Here is a 17,871-nt window from a genome sequence, read left to right as displayed (position 1 = left end):
TACGCCACGGGAGGGGATGACCCATGAACGACCACGTCCTGCGCCGCCGCCTGGTGGCCGCGCTGCTCAGCACCGGCCTCGCCGCCACCGTCGTGCTCCCGTTCGCCGGTGACGCGGCCGGCGCGGACACGACCTCGGCCCGGACCGCGGCCGCGGCCCAGCGGGCCACGGCGAGCGTGCCCGTCGCGCAGAAGCCGAAGAAGTGCAAGAAGGCGAAGAAGCACAAGGGCAAGAAGCACAAGAGGAAGTGCGGCAAGGCGAAGCAGGCGCCGGCCGCCACTGGCACCGCCCCCGGCACCGCCCCCGGCGGCTCCCCCGGCGCCGCCCCCGCGGCCACCCCCTGGACCCCGCGTCCGGCCCAGTACGACGCCACCGTCACCACCACGGACATCCCGATCACGATGGACGACGGCGTGGTCCTGCGCGGCGACCTGCAGCGACCGGCCGGTGCCGACGGTCAGCCGGTCACCGCGCCGCTGCCGGTCATCGTCACCATCACCGCCTACAACAAGACGGTGCTCTCCGCCGGCGCGGGCGCCACCCTTGCCGGCGCCGATCCGGGCTACCTGGTCGAGCGCGGCTACGCCCAGCTCACGGTCGACGCCCGCGGCACCGGCGGCTCCCAGGGCCAGTGGGCCGCGTTCAGCGCCCGCGAGGGCAAGGACGCCGGCGCGATCGTCGAGTGGGCGGCCTCGCAGCCGTGGAGCAACGGCAAGGTCGCCATGACCGGCGCGTCGTACATGGGCATCTCGCAGCTCTTCGCCGCGGCCCGGCAGCCCAAGGGCCTCAAGGCGATCTTCCCGCAGGTGCCGGCGGCCGACGTGTACCGCGACGTCGTCGCCTCCGGCGGTCAGATCGACGTCGGGTTCATCCCGCTGTGGCTCGGCCTGGTCACCGCGACCGGGGTGATCCCGCCGGCGTACGGCCTCGAGGATCCGCAGGCCGGCCTCCAGATGGCGCTCGACCACCTGATGGGCGGGCTCACCTTCACCCTGCCGCTGGCGACCCAGGCGCTGCTCGGCGGGGATCCGGCGTACGACGGGCCGTTCTACCGCGAGCGCTCGCCGATCGAGGTGCTCGACGAGGTCACCGTCCCGACCTTCCTGGTCGGTGGCGAGTTCGACCTGTTCCAGCGCGGCACCCCGCTCGTCTTCGAGCGGCTCCAGCAGCGCGGCATCCCGGCCAAGCTCATCCTCGGTCCGTGGGACCACCTGCAGGGCTCGGCCGGCGCCGAGGTCGGCAGGGCCGGCTACGGCTCGCTCGCCGAGCTGCAGCTGCGCTGGTTCGACCAGTACCTGAACGGCATCGACGGTCAGCTCGACCAGATCGCGCCGCTGACCTACTACGAGCAGGGCTCCGGCTCGTGGGTGCGCAAGGCGAGGTGGATCGACAGCGACCTGTCCGCGCGCAGCTACCGGCTCTCGGGATCCGCGTCGGTGGGCGGCAAAGCCGGTGCCCTGACCACGGGTGTGGCGGCCGCCGGGTCCGCGATCGTCCCGCCGATCCCGGTCACCGGGCTGTGTACCCGCTCGGCCAACCAGTGGACCGCCGGCCTGCCGAACGTGCTGCTCGAGGACCTGCCCTGCTTCCAGGACAACAGCCTCAACGACCTCGGCGGCGTCACCTTCGACACCGCGCCCCAGGACGCCGACGTGCGCTTCCAGGGCCCGCTCAACGCGCGGCTCTACGTCTCGACCCCGAGTGGTGACGGGATGCTGTCGGTGGCGGTCGAGGACGTCGCACCCGACGGAACGGTCACCCGGATCAGCGGCGGCTGGCAGACCATCGCGCACCGCAAGCTCGACGAGAGCCGCTCGCGCTACCTCGACGGAGAGCTGCTCCAGCCCTACCACCCGTTCACCCGCGAGGCGAAGGTGAGCCTGCCGGCCGGCGAGATCGCGCCGGTCGACGTCGAGATCTTCCCGACCGGCGCCGTGATCGCGCAGGGGCACCGGCTGCGGATCGCGGTCCAGGCGTTCGACGTGCCGCACCTGCTCTCGCCGGCCACCGACCTGGTCGGTCAGCTGGTGCCGGTCACCGTCCACACCGGACCGCAGTACCCGTCGGTGCTGACCATGGCCGTGCGCTGAGCTAGCGCTACCACCCGCCCGGGCGGCGGGCCAGGGTGCTCGCGAGCGCCGTGGCCGCCGCCCGGACGGCGTTCTGGTGGGCGTCCGGGCGGAACCGGCCGACCGGACCGGTCACGCTGATCGCGGCCAGCGCGCTCGCGCCGTCGGTGTCGAGCACCGGTGCGGCCACGCACAGCAGACCCGGCGTCGACTCCTCGCGCTCGAAGGCCAGCCCGGTCTCCACAGCGCGCTCCAGCTGCTGCTCCAGCAGGCCGGGAGCCACGACCGTGTGCGGCGTACGACGGGCGAGGGGCCCGGCCAGCACGGCCGCCCGCACGGACGGCTCGGCATGCGCGAGCAGGACCTTGCCCAGCGCCGTGCAGTGCATCGGCATCCGGCCGCCGGCGCGCGAGGGGCTGCGGGCCTGGCGGTGGCCGCCGATCTTGGCGACGTAGACGATCTCGGTGCCGTCGCGGACACCGAGGTGGACGGTCTCGTGGGTGCGCTCGTAGAGGTCCTGCAGGAAGGGCATCGCGACCTCGAGCAGGGTGCGTTCGGTGGCGGCGCGCATGCCGAGCTCGAACAGCCCGCCCGCCAGCCGGTAGCCGTGCTCGGTCTTCTCCAGCAGCCGGTGGTGGACTAGGTCGCCGGCGACCCGATGGGCGCTGCCTTTGGGGAGACCGGTGCGTCGTACCAGCTCGGCGAGGGGGAGCAGCCGGTCCTCGGGGCCGAAGGCGCGCAGCAGCGCGACCGCCTTGCCGAGAACGGTGTCCAGGTCGTCCACGTCCACAGCGTACCGGTGAGTGGAACGCGGCCATGGTGGCCGCGGTCGAGGACCGGGACAGTGGGACCATGAACCCCACCCTCGACGCTGTCGACACCGATGCCGCGGCCTCCGCTGTCAGGGCTGCCGCCGAGCGGCTGCGGAACGCCCTCGAGACCGGCGTCCCGTGCGCCCCGATCCGTGAGCTGGTCGGCGCCACCGACATCCGGCTCGCCTACGCCGTCCAGCAGCGGCTCAACCAGGCCCGGGTCGACGCCGGCGCGCGGATCGTCGGCCGCAAGGCCGGCCTGACCTCGAAGGCCGTGCAGGAGCAGCTCGGCGTCGACCAGCCGGACCTGGGCGTGCTCTTCGCGGACATGGCCTACGACGCCGGCTCGGCCGTGCCCGTCGGCGACCTGCTGCAGCCCAAGGTCGAGGGGGAGATCGCCTTCGTGCTCAAGGAGGACCTCGCCGAGGGCGACCTCGACCTGGACCAGGTCGCGGCCGCGGTCGACTACGCGGTGGCCGCGATCGAGATCTGCGACAGCCGGATCGCCGACTGGGACATCTCCTTCGCCGACACCGTCGCCGACAACGCCTCGTCCGGCGCGTACGTCCTCGGGACCGAGCGGCGGACGCTCGCGGAGTTCACCCCGCGCGAGGTCGAGATGCGGATGACGGTCACCGGCCAGGACGACTCGACCGGCACCGGCGCCGGTTGCCTCGGCGACCCGCTGCTCGCGGTGCAGTGGCTGGCCCGCCAGGCCCGCGACCTCGGCGAGCCGCTGCGGGCCGGCCAGGTCATCCTCTCCGGCGCCCTCGGCCCGATGCGTCCGGCCGCGCCGGGCGCCGACGTCCGGGTGACCATCACCGGCCTCGGTGAGGTCTCCGTCCACTTCGCTGACCAGGAGGAAGCGTGAGCAAGACCAAGGTGGCCATCATCGGTTCCGGCAACATCGGCACCGACTTGATGATCAAGATCCTGCAGACCGCCCAGCATGTCGAGATGGGCGCCCTGGTCGGCATCGACCCGGAGTCCGACGGCCTGGCCCGGGCCCGCGACCTCGGCGTCGCGACCACCCACGAGGGGGTCGAGGGCCTGATCGCCCTGCCCGGCTTCGAGGACATCGAGATCGTCTTCGACGCCACCTCGGCCAAGGCGCACCTCCACAACGACGCGTTGCTGCGCCCGTTCGGCAAGCGGCTGATCGACCTCACGCCGGCCGCGATCGGCCCGTACGTCGTCCCGGCGGTCAACATCGACGAGCACCTCGACGCGCCCAACCTCAACATGGTCACCTGCGGCGGCCAGGCCACCATCCCGATCGTGGCCGCGATCTCCCGCGTCGTCCCGGTGGAGTACGCCGAGATCGTCGCCTCGATCTCCTCGAAGTCCGCCGGCCCGGGCACCCGCGCCAACATCGACGAGTTCACCGAGACCACCTCCGGCGCGATCGCCGCGGTGGGCGGTGCCAAGTGCGGCAAGGCCGTGATCATCCTCAACCCGGCCGAGCCGCCGCTGATGATGCGCGACACCGTCTTCGCCCTTGTCCATGCGCCCGACCCGGCCGTGCATGACGAGATCCGCGCGAGCGTGGAGAAGATGGTCGCCGACGTGGCGGCGTACGTCCCCGGCTACCGGCTGGTCCAGAAGGTCCAGATCGCCGAGATCCCCGCCGACCAGCCGGTGGAGACGCTGCTGGTCGACGGCGCGGGGCGGCCGACCCACCAGGTGTCGGTGTTCCTCCAGGTCACCGGCGCCGGCCACTACCTCCCGGCGTACGCCGGCAACCTCGACATCATGACTTCGGCCGGCCTGCAGGTCGCCGAGCGGATCGCTGCGGCGAAGGAGAGCGCACTGTGAGCGAGAAGACCAAGATCTTCGTCCAGGACGTCACCCTGCGCGACGGCATGCACGCGATCCGGCACCGGATCTCGCCCGCCGACGTCAAGCGGATCGTCGTCGCCCTCGACGAGGCCGGCGTGGACGCGCTCGAGGTCGCCCACGGCGACGGTCTCGCCGGCGGCTCGGTCAACTACGGGCCCGGCTCGCACACCGACTGGGAGTGGCTGGAGGCCGCCGCGTCGGTGCTCAAGAACGCGCGCCTGACCACCCTGCTGCTCCCCGGCGTCGGCACCGTCCACGAGCTGAAGCGTGCCTACGACCTCGGTGTCCGCTCGGTGCGGATCGCCACCCACTGCACCGAGGCCGACGTCTCCGCCCAGCACATCGCGGCCGCCCGCGAGCTCGGCATGGACGTCTCCGGCTTCCTCATGCTCTCGCACATGGCGCCGCCGGAGCAGCTCGCCCAGCAGGCCAAGCTGATGGAGTCGTACGGCGCCCACTGCGTCTACATCACCGACTCCGGCGGCCGGCTGACCATGGACGACGTCGTGGCCCGCGTGCGCGCGTACCGCTCGGTGCTGAACCCGGAGACCGAGATCGGCATCCACGCCCACGAGAACCTCTCGCTCTCGGTCGCCAACTCGGTGGTCGCCGTCCAGAACGGGGTCTACCGGGTCGACGCCTCCCTCGCCGGCCATGGCGCCGGCGCCGGCAACTGCCCGATCGAGCCGTTCATCGCGGTCGCCGACCTGATGGGCTTCGAGCACGGCTGCGACGTCTTCAAGCTCCAAGACGCCGCCGACGACATCGTCCGCCCGCTCCAGGACCGCCCGGTCCGGGTCGACCGCGAGACGCTGACCCTCGGCTACGCCGGCGTGTACTCCTCGTTCCTCCGACACGCCGAGCGCGCCGCCGAGCAGTACGGCGTCGACGTCCGCGACATCCTCATGGAGTGTGGCCGCCGCGGCCTGGTCGGTGGGCAGGAGGACATGATCGTCGACATCGCGCTGACCATCGTCGCCGAGCGGGAGGCCGCTCTGGTCTAGCGCGACCCGGCGCAAACTGGCCTTTGGAACGACGCCGACCCGGCGCAAAAGTGTCACTTTCGCGCCGGGTCGGCGTCTTCGGGGAGTCAGTTTGCGACGGGTCGGTCAGGAGCGCAGGGAGACGCCCTCGCGCCAGTAGCCCATGAACGCGACCTGGCGGCGGTCCAGTCCGAGGTCGTTGACCAGCTTGCGGCGCAGGCCGGTCACGACCTTGGACTCGCCGGCGATCCACGCATAGAGCCCGGCGTGTGGCGTGTCCCCGGTCGGGACCGCCGTCGCCGTGCCGACCTCCTCGCCCGACGAGGAGTGCACCGGCGTCTCCCACAGGTCGGGGTCGATCTCGTCGTCGCTCACCACGATCGCCTCGGTGGGGGCGGTGCCGGTCAGGTGGTCGATGACCGCGGCGTGCAGCGCCACGCCACGGGGGCCGCCGTTGCGAGGCAGCCAGGTGACCTGGACGCCTGCGGGGGAGACGAGCTCCTGGATGTCGGCGTCGACCGGCACCTCGACGTACGCCGCCCCGGTCGCGTCGGCCGGCAGGTCGCGCAGCACGCCCCGGATCGCGGGTACGGCGGTCTCGTCACCCACCAGCAGCAGCCGGCTCGCGTCGCCCGGCGACCACTCGATGCCGCCGAACTCGTGGCCCGCGCGCGGCGCCATCGCGACCAGGCGCTGGCCGGGCGCGGCCTGGAGCGCCCAGCGGTTGCCGGCGCCGTCGAGCAGGTCCTGGTCATGGCTCTCGTCCGCCTCGTGGACCACGATGTCGACCACCAGCCGGGTCTCGGTGCCCTCACCCACCCGGTCGCGGATCGTGTAGGTCCGCATCGACCCGCGCTCGTCCTCGGGGATCTCCATCCAGGTGGTCCACCAGGACTCGTCGGCGTCGGCGAACGACGGCAGCCCGCCCTTCGCGTTCGGGAAGATCAGCTTGATCCGCTGGTCGTACACCGGCCCGTCCGGACCCAGCTCGGCCAGCGCCGCACCCCCCAGCTCGATCCGTACGAACGACGGCGACACCCGCTCCGCCCGCACGACCTCGAGCTTGGTCAGGAGCAGAGGGAGGGTGGCGACGTACTCGTTCTGGTCGGTGGTCATGAGGTCAGGCTAACCTAACCTGCATGAATCCCCGGAGAACCGGGTTCGCAGTCAGATCCGAGTGCGGTGGAAGCTCTGGAACGAGCGCGACGGCGTCGGACCCCGCTGCCCCTGGTACCGCGAGCCGTACTTCTCCGAGCCGTACGGGTGCTCGCTGGGCGAGGAGAGCCGGAAGAAGCAGAACTGTCCGATCTTCATGCCCGGGTACAGCTTGATCGGCAGCGTGGCGACGTTGGCGAGCTCGAGCGTCACGTGCCCGGAGAACCCGGGGTCCACGAAGCCGGCGGTCGCGTGGGTGAGCAGGCCGAGCCGGCCCAGCGACGACTTGCCCTCGACCCGGGCGGCGATGTCGTCGGGCAGGGAGACGACCTCGTACGTCGACCCGAGCACGAACTCGCCCGGGTGCAGGATGAACGGCTCGTCTCCCTCCGGCTCTACCACGCGGGTGAGGTCGGACTGGTCGGCGGCCGGGTCGATCGACGGGTACTTGTGGTTGTCGAAGACCCGGAAGAACCGGTCCAGGCGGAAGTCCACCGACGACGGCTGCATCAGCCCCGGGTCGTAGGGGTCCAGGCCGATCCGGCCGGCGTCGATCTCGGCAGTGATGTCCCTGTCGCTGAGCAGCACGTCCCGCACCCTACCGGCCCCACCTGCTCGCGAGTGGTCCCGATCACGGGCGCACAATGATCGGATGACCTACCGCAAGTACGTCGCCCTGGGCGACTCGTTCACCGAAGGGGTCGGTGACCCCGACCCGGCGCGTCCCAACGGCCTGCGGGGATGGGCGGACCGGACCGCGGAGGCCCTCGCCGTGGCTGCCGCGGCCCAGGGCGCGGACTTCGGCTACGCCAACCTCGCCATCCGCGGCCGCAAGCTGCCGGCGATCATCGACGAGCAGGTCGACGCCGCGATCGCGCTCGGCCCGGACCTGGTCAGCATCCACGGCGGCGGCAACGACGTGCTGCGGCCCAAGGTCGACATCGACGCCCTCGCGGCGACGTACGACGCCGCGATCGGCCGGCTCGCGGCCAGCGGGGCGCACGTCGTCATGTTCACGATCGCCGACCCCGGCCTCAACGGCGTGATCAAGGTGATCCGCGGCCGGACCGCGATCTTCAACGAGTGGGTCCGCGAGATCGCGGAGAAGCACGACGCCACGCTGGTCGACATGTGGCGGATGCGCGGCTGGAAGGTCGCCGAGGTGATGGACGAGGATCGACTGCACCTCAACGCGGTCGGCCATCAGACCATCGCCATCGCCGCCCTCGACGCGCTCGGCGTCGCCCACGAGCTGCGACCGATCCCGCCGGCGCCGGCGCCCGTCCTGAGCGTCCGTGAGCAGCGCGCGGCCAACCTGGCCTGGGCCCGCACGCACCTCGCCCCTTGGGTGCAGCGGCGGGTCACCGGGCGCTCCTCGGGCGACGGGGTGGAGCCGAAGCACAGCACCTTCCGACCCATCGGGTAACATCCTCCACGCTCCGGTTCGCCGGGGCGTGCGGACGTAGCTCAGTTGGTAGAGCGTCAGCTTCCCAAGCTGAATGTCGCGAGTTCGAACCTCGTCGTCCGCTCCATTCTCAGCCGGCGCGAGCCCAGCGGGCTCAGCCCGCGGTGCGCCGCCCCCGCACGAAGTACACCACCGGCAGCACCCCGGCGGAGTTCACGAAGGTCAGCGCGAGCGTCCACCTCTTCTTCGAGCCGTTCACCTCGCTGTCCTCACGCCGGCGCAGGTCGGCCAGCGCGGCCGTCTTGAGCGCGCCGTCGATGATGCCGGTGACCAGGATGATCCGGCGGGTTCGGGGGCTCAGGTCCTTCCAGCGCTTCTTGGCCATGGTCTCTCCTCCGGGTGGGGCGGTTGAATGGGTCCATGGTGCCTGTGGAGCCCCCACCCTTCACCTTCACCCCGCGTCCCCGGCGCCGGGGCGGCCCGGTGACCGCGGCCGTGCTGACCGTGGCCGGCAGTGGCTGGGCGGGCTACGGGATCGGCCTGACGCTGCGCTGGAACGTGCCGGTCCCGCGCGCCCTGGTCGAGCAGCCGGTCGTACCCTCCTGACGTGGACTTCACCGGATTCCCCGTCGCCGCCCTCGACTTCTACGACGACCTCGAGGTCGACAACACCAAGTCCTTCTGGGAGGCCCACAAGGAGGTCTACGTCGAGAGCGTCAAGGCGCCGATGGTGGCGCTGACCGACGCGCTCGGCCAGGAGTTCGGTGCCGCCAAGGTGTTCCGGCCCTACCGCGACGTGCGCTTCGCCAAGGACAAGACCCCCTACAAGACCCATCAGGGCGCGTTCGTCGGGGTGGGGCCGGCGACGGGTTGGTACGTCGAGGTGGCGGCGCCCGGCGTGCGGGTCGGCGGTGGGATCTACGAGGCCGGCGGGGGGCGGTTGGCGGCGCTGCGCGAGGCGATGGCCGACGACAAGACGGGCAAGGCGCTGCAGCGGATCCTGCGCGGCCTGGAGAAGGGCGGGTTCGAGGTGGCGGGCGAGCGGCTCAAGACGGTGCCGCGCGGCTACGACAAGGAGCACCCGCGGATCGAGCTGCTGCGGATGAAGACCGTGCTGGGCATGCGGTCGTACGGCTTCGAGCCGTTCGTGCATACGGCCGAGCTGCTCGACCGGGTGCGGGCGGACTGGCGGCGGCTGCGGCCGCTGGTCAACTGGATCGCGGACGCGACCAGCGCCTGACCCGGGTCAGCCGACCCGCCCGAGGAAAGCGGCCAGGTTGGTGCGCAGCCGCTCGACCTTCTGCTCCACGCTGAGCGACTCGGGCAGCTTGCCGGCGTCGGTGGTCCGCTTGCCGCGCACGTACAGCGAGCACTGCAGGTCGGCGCAGACGTAGGTGCCGACCGAGTCGCCGTTCTGCCCCGCCTTGCCGGCGCGCGGCGCGACGAGCAGCACCACGCCGCCGGCGGAGTGGGGGGTGAGGCAGAGCGTGCAGAGGTTCTTGCGGGGTACGCCGCGGCCGCCGTCGGAGGCCCGCAGCACCACGCCGTACGGCGCCCCGTCGCGCTCGGCCACGAGGTAGGCCCGGGTGCGCGACTGCGGGTCGCGCCAGCCCAGGAGGTCGAGGTCGTCCCACGGCTGGTCGGCGAGCTGCCGCGGGACGTTGAGCCGCTTGGCCTCGCCCTTCGAGCAGTTCACGAAGGACGCGCGGATCTGTTGCTCGGTGAGGGACTCCACGTCGATCCACCCTACGAACCGCCGCCACCCATTGACCTCTGCAGCGTCAGGCGGAGGTGAAGCTCGCCATGGTGCGGTCCGGTTCCCAGAACGCCTTCATCGACTTCACGCGGCCGTCGTCGTCGACGACGTAGACCATGATCAGGTCGGTCGTCGTGTGCGAGCCGTCGGCGAAGGACGTCTTGATCCGCCCGATGTTGGCGCAGGTGTTGCTGCCCGGGTTGGCGAACGAGTCGTCGATCCGGAACTCGAAGGTCGCGATCGGTGCGATCGCCTTCTCCCAGAACGCCGAGATGCCGGCGTGCCCGTGGTGGCCGGTGCCCTCGGGGTCGAACATCGACGGCCCGACCGGGTCCTCGAGCACCGCGTCCTCGGCGTACACCGTCAGCCACTCGGCCAGGTCGCCCTTGGCCACGGCGGAGTACGACCGCTGGGACGCGGCGCGGGCCGGGTGCGGGTCGTTGGGGGCGTTCCAGACGATCGCGTCGGAGGTGATCATGCGGCCATCGTAGGGCGAATCTAGAACGTGTTCTAGTCCCGAGGGTCTCTCGATCACCGACGGTGCGACCGCTTCCGGTCGCCGGACGTTCACGGAGCGCTCACCGGCGCCTGTCAGCGTGCGAGTATGGCGAAGAAGCAGAAGGCCTGGATCCACGTGGGCATGCCGGGCGCCGGCGACATGATCGAGCCCGCCCTCGCTCACCACCATGCGGCACTCGTCGAGCTCGGCGTCGCCTCCCTCGCCCAGTCGGGCGCCGAGAGCTTCCGTGCCGCCGTCGAGATGACCCGCTCCCACAAGGACTGGGGTCTCAAGCGCGCCGACGTCGAGGGCCAGTGGTGCCGCCTGGTCCGCCGCGCCCGCAAGACCCGCTGCGACGTCGCCTTCAGCCAGTCCCTCCTCGCGGCCGCCACTCCCGAGCAGGTCGCCCTCCTCGTCGACGCGCTCGCCGGCTACCAGGTCCACGTCGTGCTCACCACCGGCCTCGACGACGAGACCACGGCCCTCGCCCGGTGGCAGGCCGCCTGCCGCAAGCCCGAGCGGCTCCACGTCCTCGAGACCGACGGGCTCGAGCCGGCCCAGGTCTGGAAGGCGTTCGGCAAGCTCGTCGGTTTCGGTACGGCGTCCCTCGGCCTCTCTGCTGTTCCTACTGCCTCCGCCACGCTCCAGACCCTCCCCGAGGCGCTGCGGGAGGTCGAGCGGCTGGCTCGACGCAACGCGTCGCTGGAGGTGCGGCTCGAGGAGTTGGACCGCAAGCGGCGCAAGCTCAAGAAGAGGTTGGCTGCCTGAGGGGGTGGCGGGGGCTGCAGGTTTCCCAAGGGATGCAGCCATGTCTGCACTTCCCTGTTCAGATTTGGCTTGGGAAGCGTGGGGACTCCTGCATCCCTTGGGAAACCAGCAGCCGCAGCGGCCGACTCTCAGTGCGGCGCCCAGGCGTCGTCGTCGGCCGTACGGCTGGTGACGGCATCGGGCAGCTGACCGTCGGCGAGCTGCTGGATCGAGACGTCCTCGAACACCTCGCGCAGGGCGCGCCGGGCGGCGATCCACACGTGCTGGAGCACCTCGGCGGCGTCGTTGTAGTTGACTGCCTCGGGGCGCAGGCCGTAGACGGAGACGAGCGGGCCGTCGACGGCGCGGATGACGTCGGCGACGGAGACCGCCGTGGCCTCGCGGGCCATCCGCCAGCCGCCGGACTGTCCGCGCTGGGACATCACGATCCCGGAGCGGCGCAGGTCGGCGAGGATCGCCTGGAGGAAGCCGTGGGGGATGTCCTGGAGGCGTCCGAGCTCCTCCGCGCTCACGGCTCGCCCGTCGGACCTGCTCGCCATGGCGATCAGGGCCCGCAGTGCGTAGTCGGACTTGGCGGAGACGCGCATGGGCCCAGTCTGTCAGATTGCTCGATCGATTCAGTCGACCTAGGGGCAGTTCGGTGTGAGCGAGGACGCCGACCCCGTGCTTGCCCGCAGCTAGCACCCCCCGTATCATGAAGTTACTGGTGAGTAGCCGTACTCATGACGTACGACGAAGCCACTCCGCGAATCCCTGGAACTGGAAACGGTGGGAACTGTGAGTCACTACAAGAGCAACCTGCGCGACATCGAGTTCAACCTCTTCGAGCTCTTCAAGGTGCAGGACTACCTCGGCACCGGCCTCTACGAGGAGATGGACGCCGACACCGCGCGCGAGATCCTCTCCGAGGTCGAGCGCATCGCCCGCGAGGACCTCGCGGCCTCCTTCGTCGACTCCGACCGCAACCCGCCGGTGTTCGACCCCAAGACGAACACCGCGCCGCTGCCGGCGTCGTTCAAGAAGTCCTACGACACCTGGATGGAGTCCGGCTTCTGGGGGCTGGGCCTGCCCGAGGAGATCGGCGGCACGATCGCGCCCCCGTCGCTGGTCTGGGGCAGTGCCGAGATGGTGCTCGGCGCGCATGCGCCGATCTGGATGTACTGCACCGGACCCTCGATGGGCTCGGTCGTCTTCAAGAACGCCAACGGCGTCGCGCGCGACGTGCGGATCGCCGAGATCATGGTGGAGCGCCTGTGGGGCGCGACCATGGTGCTGACCGAGCCCGACGCGGGCTCCGACGTGGGCGCCGGCAAGACCTTCGCCACCCCCAACGAGGACGGCTCCTGGAACATCTCCGGCGTCAAGCGCTTCATCACCAGCGCCGAGTCGGACCTGCAGGAGAACATCATGCACCTCGTCCTCGCCCGCCCGAAGGGCGTCGAGGGCGTGGGCGGTCCCGGCACCAAGGGCCTGAGCCTGTTCCTCGTGCCGAAGTACCACTTCGACCACCAGAGCGGTGAGCTGACCGGCGAGCGCAACGGCGTCTACGTCACCAACGTCGAGCACAAGATGGGCATCAAGGTGTCCAACACCTGCGAGCTCACCTTCGGCGACCCGCAGGTCGGCGGAGGCGAGCCCGCCCAGGGCTGGCTGCTCGGCGAGGTCCACGACGGCATCCGGCAGATGTTCGACGTCATCGAGAACGCCCGGATGATGGTCGGCACCAAGGCGATCGCGACCCTGTCGACCGGCTACCTCAACGCGCTCGAGTACGCCAAGGAGCGGGTCCAGGGTGCCGACCTCACCCAGTCCGCCGACAAGGCGGCGCCGCGGGTGACGATCACCCACCACCCCGACGTACGCCGCTCGCTGATGACCCAGAAGTCGTTCGCCGAGGCGATGCGCTCCCTGGTCGTCTACACCGCCACCTGGCAGGACCAGGTCCAGCTCGCCAAGGCCACCGGTGAGCGCAACGAGCTCGCCGAGGCCGTCAACGACCTGCTGCTCCCGATCGTCAAGGGCTACGGCTCGGAGCGCTCGTGGGTGCTGCTCGGCACCGAGTCGCTGCAGACCTTCGGTGGGTCCGGCTTCCTGCAGGAGTACCCGATCGAGCAGTACGTGCGCGATGCCAAGATCGACACCCTCTACGAGGGCACCACCGCGATCCAGGGCCAGGACTTCTTCTTCCGCAAGATCGTCAAGGACCAGGGCAAGGCGCTGGGCCACATCGCGGGCGAGATCAAGGCGTTCATCGAGTCTGGCGCGGGCAACGGGCGGCTCAAGAACGAGCGCGAGCTGCTCGCGACCGCTCTCGCCGACGCCGAGGCCATGGTCAGCCTGATGATCAACGACCTCATGTCCGCCCAGGACGAGATCAAGAACATCTACAAGGTCGGTCTCAACACCACGCGTCTGCTGATGGCGCTCGGTGACGTGGTCTGCGCCTGGCTGCTGCTGCGCGGTGCCGAGGTCGCGCTGGAGAAGCTCGGTGGCGACGCCGGCAGCGACCAGGCCTACTACGAGGGGAAGGTCGCTGCGGCCCAGTGGTTCGCGCAGCTCAACCTGCCGCGCGTGTCCGCCGAGCTGCGGATCGCCCAGGCCACCGGCCTGGACGTGATGGAGCTCGACGAGGCCGCGTTCTGATCCACCGCTGACGCGCACACGACGGCCGCTCCGGGCAACCGGGGCGGCCGTCGTCGTACGTGGCGGTCCGTGAATTGTCACCTGCGATACAACGTCCGGCGAGAAGTTCCGCTTCTCGTCGCTTCTCCCTCGTCATGTCTTGTGCCACGACCTAGCGTCGCTCACCAGCCCTGCGAGAAGGAGCGAGGAGGTGGCACCGTTGGCCGCACCGCAGTTGGAGCGCGACGACGTCGCGGCGAGCTGCGCCACCACCACGAGGAGGGGCGTGCTGGCCGGTGCTGTCGGCCTGCTCGGTTTGACGCTGACCGGGCCCTGCCCTGGCGTTAGGGTGGACCTTGCCGTCCTCAACCGGCGCGAAGCGACCCTGCTCGTCAGTCTGGTCCGGCTCGTGAGGAGCTATCCCGCGGCTCTCGCGGACGGTGGTCTTGCCGCCGTGTCTCCGGATGAGGTGCTCCCCGGCTTGCGCGTCCGGTTCGAGTCACTCGATCCGGACCGGCGGGACGCCGTTCGACGCGGTCTCGGTTGGTGGCGGGAGCATGTCGATCTGACCGCCGTGGATCGTGCTCGCGCGACCTTGCGACAGGCGGCGCTCGGTGAGATGGAGGGGCGTGCGCGCGAGGGCGTCGTGGAGGCGTGTGCTCTCGCCGTTGCCGGGGCCGTTCCTCGTCTCAGCGGCGCGAGTGGAGCGGTCGGGGCGCTGTGGCTGGCCGGCTTCGCCGGGACGGAGGTGTCGCCGTGGCGACGTGGGTGAGGCGCATCGGCGCCCGACGACTCCTCGTCGTGGTGGTCGCCGGGGCTCTGTTGACAGCGGTGCTGATCGGTGTGAGCCGGGAGCCCGACTTGCAGGGCGAGCAAGGGGCGCCGGGCTCGGCCGGGCCGTCGGATTCGGCGAGCTCGAGTCCCGATGCGTCGGATCCCGCGCCCGCATGGCAGGGGCCGACGGGTGTGCTGGGGCTGACCTGGACGAGGGACGGGGGCGCACAGGTCGTCATTCCGGACCATGCCTACATCTCGCGATGGGACTCCGGAGAGCGGTTGTTCGGAAAGCCAACACCTATCGACCCCGGTGTGCTGGAGTTCGCCGCCGACGACTCCAGTTACCTGGCGAAGAAGGAAGTGGTCGTCTATCTGACCGATGACGGCGGTCAGATCATCGATGTGGCTGTCATCGGGAACCTGCGGGGCTGGGGCAGTCAGCTCGCGGTGCAGTGGGTGATGTCGAAGGACGGGGTCGAGATCGTCTGGGATGGTCAAGGACGCAGAGGGTGGTCGATCATGCGTGATGGAGCGCAGCTGACTAGCGATGCTGGACGCTACTACTTCGATCCCGGGCGGGTCGATGCAACGCGGGGCTACACCATTCGTCACGACGGGCTTGCCGAGGTTCGGGGCGGGGGAGACGAGGTTCGGGGCGACCAACGCGATGGGTTCACCTACGGGTTTGAAGTGCCGCGATACGACGAGAACCTGCTCGGTCGTCAGGTCGGCCGTATCGAGTTGGAGCCTGACCCAGGGTTCGTGAGCTCTCGGGCTGTGGCCGGACAACTCAACAACGCTGGGCCGGAGGTTGCCCGGTTCGTGGAGTGGAACTCGTTCATCGGTGAGGACTATGTGGACTCGAGCGTTTGCGGCTGGGGTAGCGACATCGCTTATTACGGCGGCGACGATCGGGACTATGCGGACGAACCGGCGGACGAGGCGTTCACGGCGACCGGGATGCCGCGTTCGCGGATCTCGAGCCGGGTTGGCAGCTCGTGGGACCTCTCGGGCAGTGGGTCGGACCTGAATGCGGAGATCTACGACGATTGGCTCTATCGGGGCGTTGGCACGTCGCATGCCTATGACGAGGACAAGGTCCTGATCAAGGAAGCGAATGTCGGTACGCGTGACATCACGCTGGAGGATGCCTGGTCGGATGCGGAGAGCGCATGGCGCCTGGTCAAGGTCGATGCGCCCAACCCTCTGTGTCGTCTCCTCGGCATGGTGGACGCCCCGGCAATTACCTACTCCTACGCCTTCGATGCGGATCATGAAGGCAATGTCTTCGTCAGCGGCATCTTCGACAAGGCTCCTGATACCGAGGTCCTCTGGGAGAAGAGCGCCGACACCAGTGACCCGTCTACGTTCGTCGGCGGTTGCCTGTACAGGTTCCACAACCGTGGATTTCCTAATCTGGCCCCTCCTCTGCCGTCGGAGCACATGATCAGAGCATTCCCCTCCGGCGACGCGCCCACGACAGACTGCGTGGTGAACTGACATGGTCGGCTTGGCGGCACGGTGTCGACGTTCCCGGGTCATCGCCGCGGCAGGTGTCGGCGCGGTCCTTCTGGGACTCGGCCCTGCCGAGGCGACGGGGACGCCGACGGCGGTTGAGCACCCCACCGGCGTCAGTGAGAGCACGGATATCTCGATGACGATCCTGGACTGGTACGGAGACAGCTCGATCTTCGGATATTGCGACACGGTGGTGATGTCCTACGAGCTCGAGATGGGCGACCTCACTCCCGACGGAAAGATGCAGGTCGGTTGGGTGACCGGCTCGACCTGGACGGGCTGTTCAGATCCCTTCGGCTCGCCCGTCGAGGTCACGCAAAGCGGTGGTTGGCAGGTGGTTGCCGATGACGATGGGTTGTCCGGCGGTCAGGGGCGCGTCGAGCTCCGATCGATCGTCGTCGAGGTCCGGACAGGTCATGGCTGCTCGTTCTCGATGACGGGTGCGACCTCCGCCGATCTTGCCCTCGCCGAGAAGGAAGTCAGGTCCGCAGTTGAGGACACCGATCTCTGGGTCGGTGACGTCGTCGGCTGTTCCGGGCTTGTCGAAGACGGGAGCGTCGTTGTGATCGACGGCTCCTTCGAGTTGGCGTAGGGAGGTGAGCGGATGACCGCCGACAGGGATGCTGTCGACGAAGCCCGGCGGGATATCGCGGACCGCTACCTGGCGCAGTCCGGGGTCAATGCGGTGGCGATCGGACACAAGGTCGCCGGAGGACAGAGCCACGGCGAGTTGGCCGTTCGGGTCTTCGTCACCCGGAAGCGGCCCGAGCCCTATCTGCCGGCTCGCACAGTGCTCCCGAAGACTGTTCGCTCGCGTGGGCGTTCCGTGCCCATCGACGTCGTGCAGGCAGGCCCGTTCTATCCGCTGGCGCTCCTGTCGCTCGCTGACCAGACGCGGCGGTCGCGGGCGGTGAGCGCGGTGGATGGAATGTTCGCCGACCGATACCGCCCGGTACCGTTCGGCGCGAGCGTCGGCCACCACGCGATCACCGCCGGGACGGTGGGATGCGTGGTGACGGACAATACCGACGGATCCCTGCAGGTGCTGTCGAACAATCACGTCCTCGCCAACGTCAATGCGGGCAGTCCCGGCGACGAGGTCCTGCAGCCTGGCGCGGCCGACGGCGGCGAGAGCCCCTCCGACGTGGTGGCCCATCTGAAGCGATTCGTGCCGCTGAGCTGGACCGCCGCCAACCACGTCGATGCGGCCATCGCGACTCCCGTCGACGCGGCCTTGTTCATCAATACAGGCGCGGGAGGGACCGTTGGTCCGCTCGATGCCGAGCATCCAGCCGTCGGCCTCTTGTTCGCCGGCGACTGCTCGGGCAACATCCTGGGCTGCCGGGCGTCCCATGTCGCGACCGCGCTGGACGTCAGCTTTCCCGGCGGCGTCGCTGAGCCGGCGCCGGAGATGATCGTCGAGAAGGTCGGACGGACGACCGGCTGGACGGTAAACCGGATCACTGACATCTCGGCCGAGTCGAAGATTCAATTTCACGACCGCGTCGCCGCATTCGAGCAGCTGTTCCTCATCCCGGCCTTCGGACATGCGGGTGACTCAGGCTCGGTCATCGTCAAGGGGGAGGCATGAGTGTGACGGGAGGGCGGGCGCCGAGTACCGTGCCTGAGCCGGTCCGCAGCCGGGTTCGCCCGGCACCCGCAGGAGCC

The 17,871-nt window shown here is 70.0% G+C and carries 20 protein-coding genes and 1 tRNA gene; 14 read left to right on the top strand and 7 right to left on the bottom strand.

The annotated features are described in order from the left end of the window. Window positions 1–23: 23 nt before the first annotated feature. The gene (locus tag ACUP6Y_RS20815; protein WP_462552821.1) at window positions 24–2,090 is read left to right on the top strand and encodes a CocE/NonD family hydrolase; all 2,067 of its coding nucleotides are present in this window, start codon (window positions 24–26) and stop codon (window positions 2,088–2,090) included. A gap of 7 nt (window positions 2,091–2,097) precedes the next feature. Here ACUP6Y_RS20815 and ACUP6Y_RS20810 read toward each other — a convergent pair whose 3' ends face one another. Continuing rightward, complete coding sequence (locus tag ACUP6Y_RS20810; protein WP_462552820.1) at window positions 2,098–2,853, bottom strand: IclR family transcriptional regulator; 756 nt, start codon at window positions 2,851–2,853, stop codon at window positions 2,098–2,100. Window positions 2,854–2,921: 68 nt separating this feature from the next. On the opposite strand from ACUP6Y_RS20810, the gene ACUP6Y_RS20805 reads away from it, so the two are divergent. The 3 genes from ACUP6Y_RS20805 to dmpG are packed head-to-tail and all read left to right on the top strand — an operon-like array spanning window position 2,922 to window position 5,724. Beyond that, on the top strand, window positions 2,922–3,752 hold the full coding sequence (locus ACUP6Y_RS20805; protein ID WP_462552819.1) for a 2-keto-4-pentenoate hydratase: 831 nt from the start codon (window positions 2,922–2,924) through the stop codon (window positions 3,750–3,752). Next, a complete protein-coding gene (locus tag ACUP6Y_RS20800) occupies window positions 3,749–4,696 on the top strand; it encodes an acetaldehyde dehydrogenase (acetylating) (RefSeq protein WP_462552818.1) in 948 nt (315 codons plus the stop codon). Before ACUP6Y_RS20805 ends, ACUP6Y_RS20800 begins: the two co-directional genes overlap by 4 nt. After that, window positions 4,693–5,724, top strand: coding sequence for a 4-hydroxy-2-oxovalerate aldolase (gene dmpG, locus ACUP6Y_RS20795; RefSeq protein ID WP_462552817.1), 1,032 nt, complete (start codon window positions 4,693–4,695; stop codon window positions 5,722–5,724). The genes ACUP6Y_RS20800 and dmpG overlap by 4 nt, the downstream gene beginning before the upstream one ends. 105 nt (window positions 5,725–5,829) lie before the next feature. Here dmpG and ACUP6Y_RS20790 read toward each other — a convergent pair whose 3' ends face one another. Together ACUP6Y_RS20790 and dcd are read right to left on the bottom strand one after the other, a co-directional pair. Beyond that, window positions 5,830–6,819 (bottom strand): siderophore-interacting protein, encoded by a 990-nt coding sequence (locus ACUP6Y_RS20790; protein ID WP_462552816.1) that lies wholly within the window; start codon window positions 6,817–6,819, stop codon window positions 5,830–5,832. A 51-nt stretch (window positions 6,820–6,870) separates the two neighbouring features. After that, window positions 6,871–7,446, bottom strand: coding sequence for a dCTP deaminase (gene dcd, locus ACUP6Y_RS20785; RefSeq protein ID WP_462552814.1), 576 nt, complete (start codon window positions 7,444–7,446; stop codon window positions 6,871–6,873). A gap of 64 nt (window positions 7,447–7,510) precedes the next feature. Between dcd and ACUP6Y_RS20780 the strand changes: the two genes are divergently transcribed. Beyond that, window positions 7,511–8,284, top strand: a complete 774-nt coding sequence (locus tag ACUP6Y_RS20780; RefSeq protein ID WP_462552813.1) for an SGNH/GDSL hydrolase family protein — start codon at window positions 7,511–7,513, stop codon at window positions 8,282–8,284. 30 nt (window positions 8,285–8,314) lie between these two features. Beyond that, a tRNA-Gly gene (locus ACUP6Y_RS20775) sits at window positions 8,315–8,390 on the top strand. Between the two features lie 27 nt (window positions 8,391–8,417). On the opposite strand, the gene ACUP6Y_RS20770 is transcribed toward ACUP6Y_RS20775, so the two are convergent. Next, complete coding sequence (locus ACUP6Y_RS20770; protein WP_462552812.1) at window positions 8,418–8,648, bottom strand: hypothetical protein; 231 nt, start codon at window positions 8,646–8,648, stop codon at window positions 8,418–8,420. A 35-nt stretch (window positions 8,649–8,683) separates the two neighbouring features. On the opposite strand from ACUP6Y_RS20770, the gene ACUP6Y_RS20765 reads away from it, so the two are divergent. Together ACUP6Y_RS20765 and ACUP6Y_RS20760 are read left to right on the top strand one after the other, a co-directional pair. Then, entirely contained in the window at window positions 8,684–8,869 is a 186-nt protein-coding gene (locus tag ACUP6Y_RS20765; protein WP_462552810.1) for a hypothetical protein, read from the top strand. 1 nt (window position 8,870) lies between these two features. Next, window positions 8,871–9,503 carry a DUF2461 domain-containing protein gene (locus ACUP6Y_RS20760; RefSeq protein WP_462552808.1) on the top strand — a complete coding sequence of 211 codons (633 nt, stop codon included), beginning with the start codon at window positions 8,871–8,873 and terminating at the stop codon, window positions 9,501–9,503. Between the two features lie 6 nt (window positions 9,504–9,509). Here the strand turns inward: ACUP6Y_RS20760 and ACUP6Y_RS20755 are convergent, their stop codons facing one another. Both ACUP6Y_RS20755 and ACUP6Y_RS20750 read right to left on the bottom strand, forming a co-directional pair. Next, the gene (locus tag ACUP6Y_RS20755) at window positions 9,510–9,998 is read right to left on the bottom strand and encodes an FBP domain-containing protein (RefSeq protein ID WP_462552807.1); all 489 of its coding nucleotides are present in this window, start codon (window positions 9,996–9,998) and stop codon (window positions 9,510–9,512) included. 46 nt (window positions 9,999–10,044) lie between these two features. Beyond that, window positions 10,045–10,497: a nuclear transport factor 2 family protein gene (locus tag ACUP6Y_RS20750; RefSeq protein WP_462552806.1), complete on the bottom strand. Its 453-nt coding sequence runs from the start codon at window positions 10,495–10,497 to the stop codon at window positions 10,045–10,047. Between the two features lie 126 nt (window positions 10,498–10,623). On the opposite strand from ACUP6Y_RS20750, the gene ACUP6Y_RS20745 reads away from it, so the two are divergent. Next, window positions 10,624–11,286 (top strand): hypothetical protein, encoded by a 663-nt coding sequence (locus ACUP6Y_RS20745; RefSeq protein ID WP_462552805.1) that lies wholly within the window; start codon window positions 10,624–10,626, stop codon window positions 11,284–11,286. 128 nt (window positions 11,287–11,414) lie between these two features. Here ACUP6Y_RS20745 and ACUP6Y_RS20740 read toward each other — a convergent pair whose 3' ends face one another. Further along, window positions 11,415–11,873, bottom strand: coding sequence for an RrF2 family transcriptional regulator (locus ACUP6Y_RS20740; RefSeq protein ID WP_462552804.1), 459 nt, complete (start codon window positions 11,871–11,873; stop codon window positions 11,415–11,417). 190 nt (window positions 11,874–12,063) lie between these two features. Here ACUP6Y_RS20740 and ACUP6Y_RS20735 point away from each other — a divergent pair, with 190 nt between their 5' ends. The 5 genes from ACUP6Y_RS20735 to ACUP6Y_RS20715 all read left to right on the top strand — a co-directional run bounded on the left by ACUP6Y_RS20735 (window position 12,064) and on the right by ACUP6Y_RS20715 (window position 17,794). Further along, on the top strand, window positions 12,064–13,929 hold the full coding sequence (locus ACUP6Y_RS20735; RefSeq protein WP_462552803.1) for an acyl-CoA dehydrogenase: 1,866 nt from the start codon (window positions 12,064–12,066) through the stop codon (window positions 13,927–13,929). Between the two features lie 199 nt (window positions 13,930–14,128). Beyond that, the gene (locus ACUP6Y_RS20730) at window positions 14,129–14,680 is read left to right on the top strand and encodes a hypothetical protein (RefSeq protein WP_462552802.1); all 552 of its coding nucleotides are present in this window, start codon (window positions 14,129–14,131) and stop codon (window positions 14,678–14,680) included. Then, window positions 14,665–16,185: a hypothetical protein gene (locus ACUP6Y_RS20725; RefSeq protein WP_462552801.1), complete on the top strand. Its 1,521-nt coding sequence runs from the start codon at window positions 14,665–14,667 to the stop codon at window positions 16,183–16,185. The genes ACUP6Y_RS20730 and ACUP6Y_RS20725 overlap by 16 nt, the downstream gene beginning before the upstream one ends. 154 nt (window positions 16,186–16,339) lie before the next feature. Next, on the top strand, window positions 16,340–16,795 hold the full coding sequence (locus tag ACUP6Y_RS20720; RefSeq protein WP_462552800.1) for a hypothetical protein: 456 nt from the start codon (window positions 16,340–16,342) through the stop codon (window positions 16,793–16,795). Window positions 16,796–16,807: 12 nt separating this feature from the next. After that, window positions 16,808–17,794, top strand: coding sequence for a hypothetical protein (locus tag ACUP6Y_RS20715; RefSeq protein WP_462552799.1), 987 nt, complete (start codon window positions 16,808–16,810; stop codon window positions 17,792–17,794). Window positions 17,795–17,871 lie beyond the last annotated feature (77 nt).

Source organism: Nocardioides sp. S5-5 (assembly GCF_054954065.1).
The sequence above is the reverse complement of the archived record's forward strand: the minus strand, read 5'-3'. Positions and strand labels throughout refer to the sequence as shown.

What these genes read in the sequence shown, in the direction of transcription:
- ACUP6Y_RS20815 (WP_462552821.1), top strand. Translation starts at nt 24, where the DNA reads ATGAACGACCACGTCCTGCGCCGCCGCCTGGTGGCCGCGCTGCTCAGC.
- ACUP6Y_RS20805 (WP_462552819.1), top strand. Translation starts at nt 2,922, where the DNA reads ATGAACCCCACCCTCGACGCTGTCGACACCGATGCCGCGGCCTCCGCT.
- ACUP6Y_RS20790 (WP_462552816.1), bottom strand. Translation starts at nt 6,819, where the DNA reads ATGACCACCGACCAGAACGAGTACGTCGCCACCCTCCCTCTGCTCCTG.
- ACUP6Y_RS20780 (WP_462552813.1), top strand. Translation starts at nt 7,511, where the DNA reads ATGACCTACCGCAAGTACGTCGCCCTGGGCGACTCGTTCACCGAAGGG.
- ACUP6Y_RS20770 (WP_462552812.1), bottom strand. Translation starts at nt 8,648, where the DNA reads ATGGCCAAGAAGCGCTGGAAGGACCTGAGCCCCCGAACCCGCCGGATC.
- ACUP6Y_RS20765 (WP_462552810.1), top strand. Translation starts at nt 8,684, where the DNA reads ATGGTGCCTGTGGAGCCCCCACCCTTCACCTTCACCCCGCGTCCCCGG.
- ACUP6Y_RS20750 (WP_462552806.1), bottom strand. Translation starts at nt 10,497, where the DNA reads ATGATCACCTCCGACGCGATCGTCTGGAACGCCCCCAACGACCCGCAC.
- ACUP6Y_RS20745 (WP_462552805.1), top strand. Translation starts at nt 10,624, where the DNA reads ATGGCGAAGAAGCAGAAGGCCTGGATCCACGTGGGCATGCCGGGCGCC.
- ACUP6Y_RS20740 (WP_462552804.1), bottom strand. Translation starts at nt 11,873, where the DNA reads ATGCGCGTCTCCGCCAAGTCCGACTACGCACTGCGGGCCCTGATCGCC.
- ACUP6Y_RS20720 (WP_462552800.1), top strand. Translation starts at nt 16,340, where the DNA reads ATGACGATCCTGGACTGGTACGGAGACAGCTCGATCTTCGGATATTGC.
- ACUP6Y_RS20715 (WP_462552799.1), top strand. Translation starts at nt 16,808, where the DNA reads ATGACCGCCGACAGGGATGCTGTCGACGAAGCCCGGCGGGATATCGCG.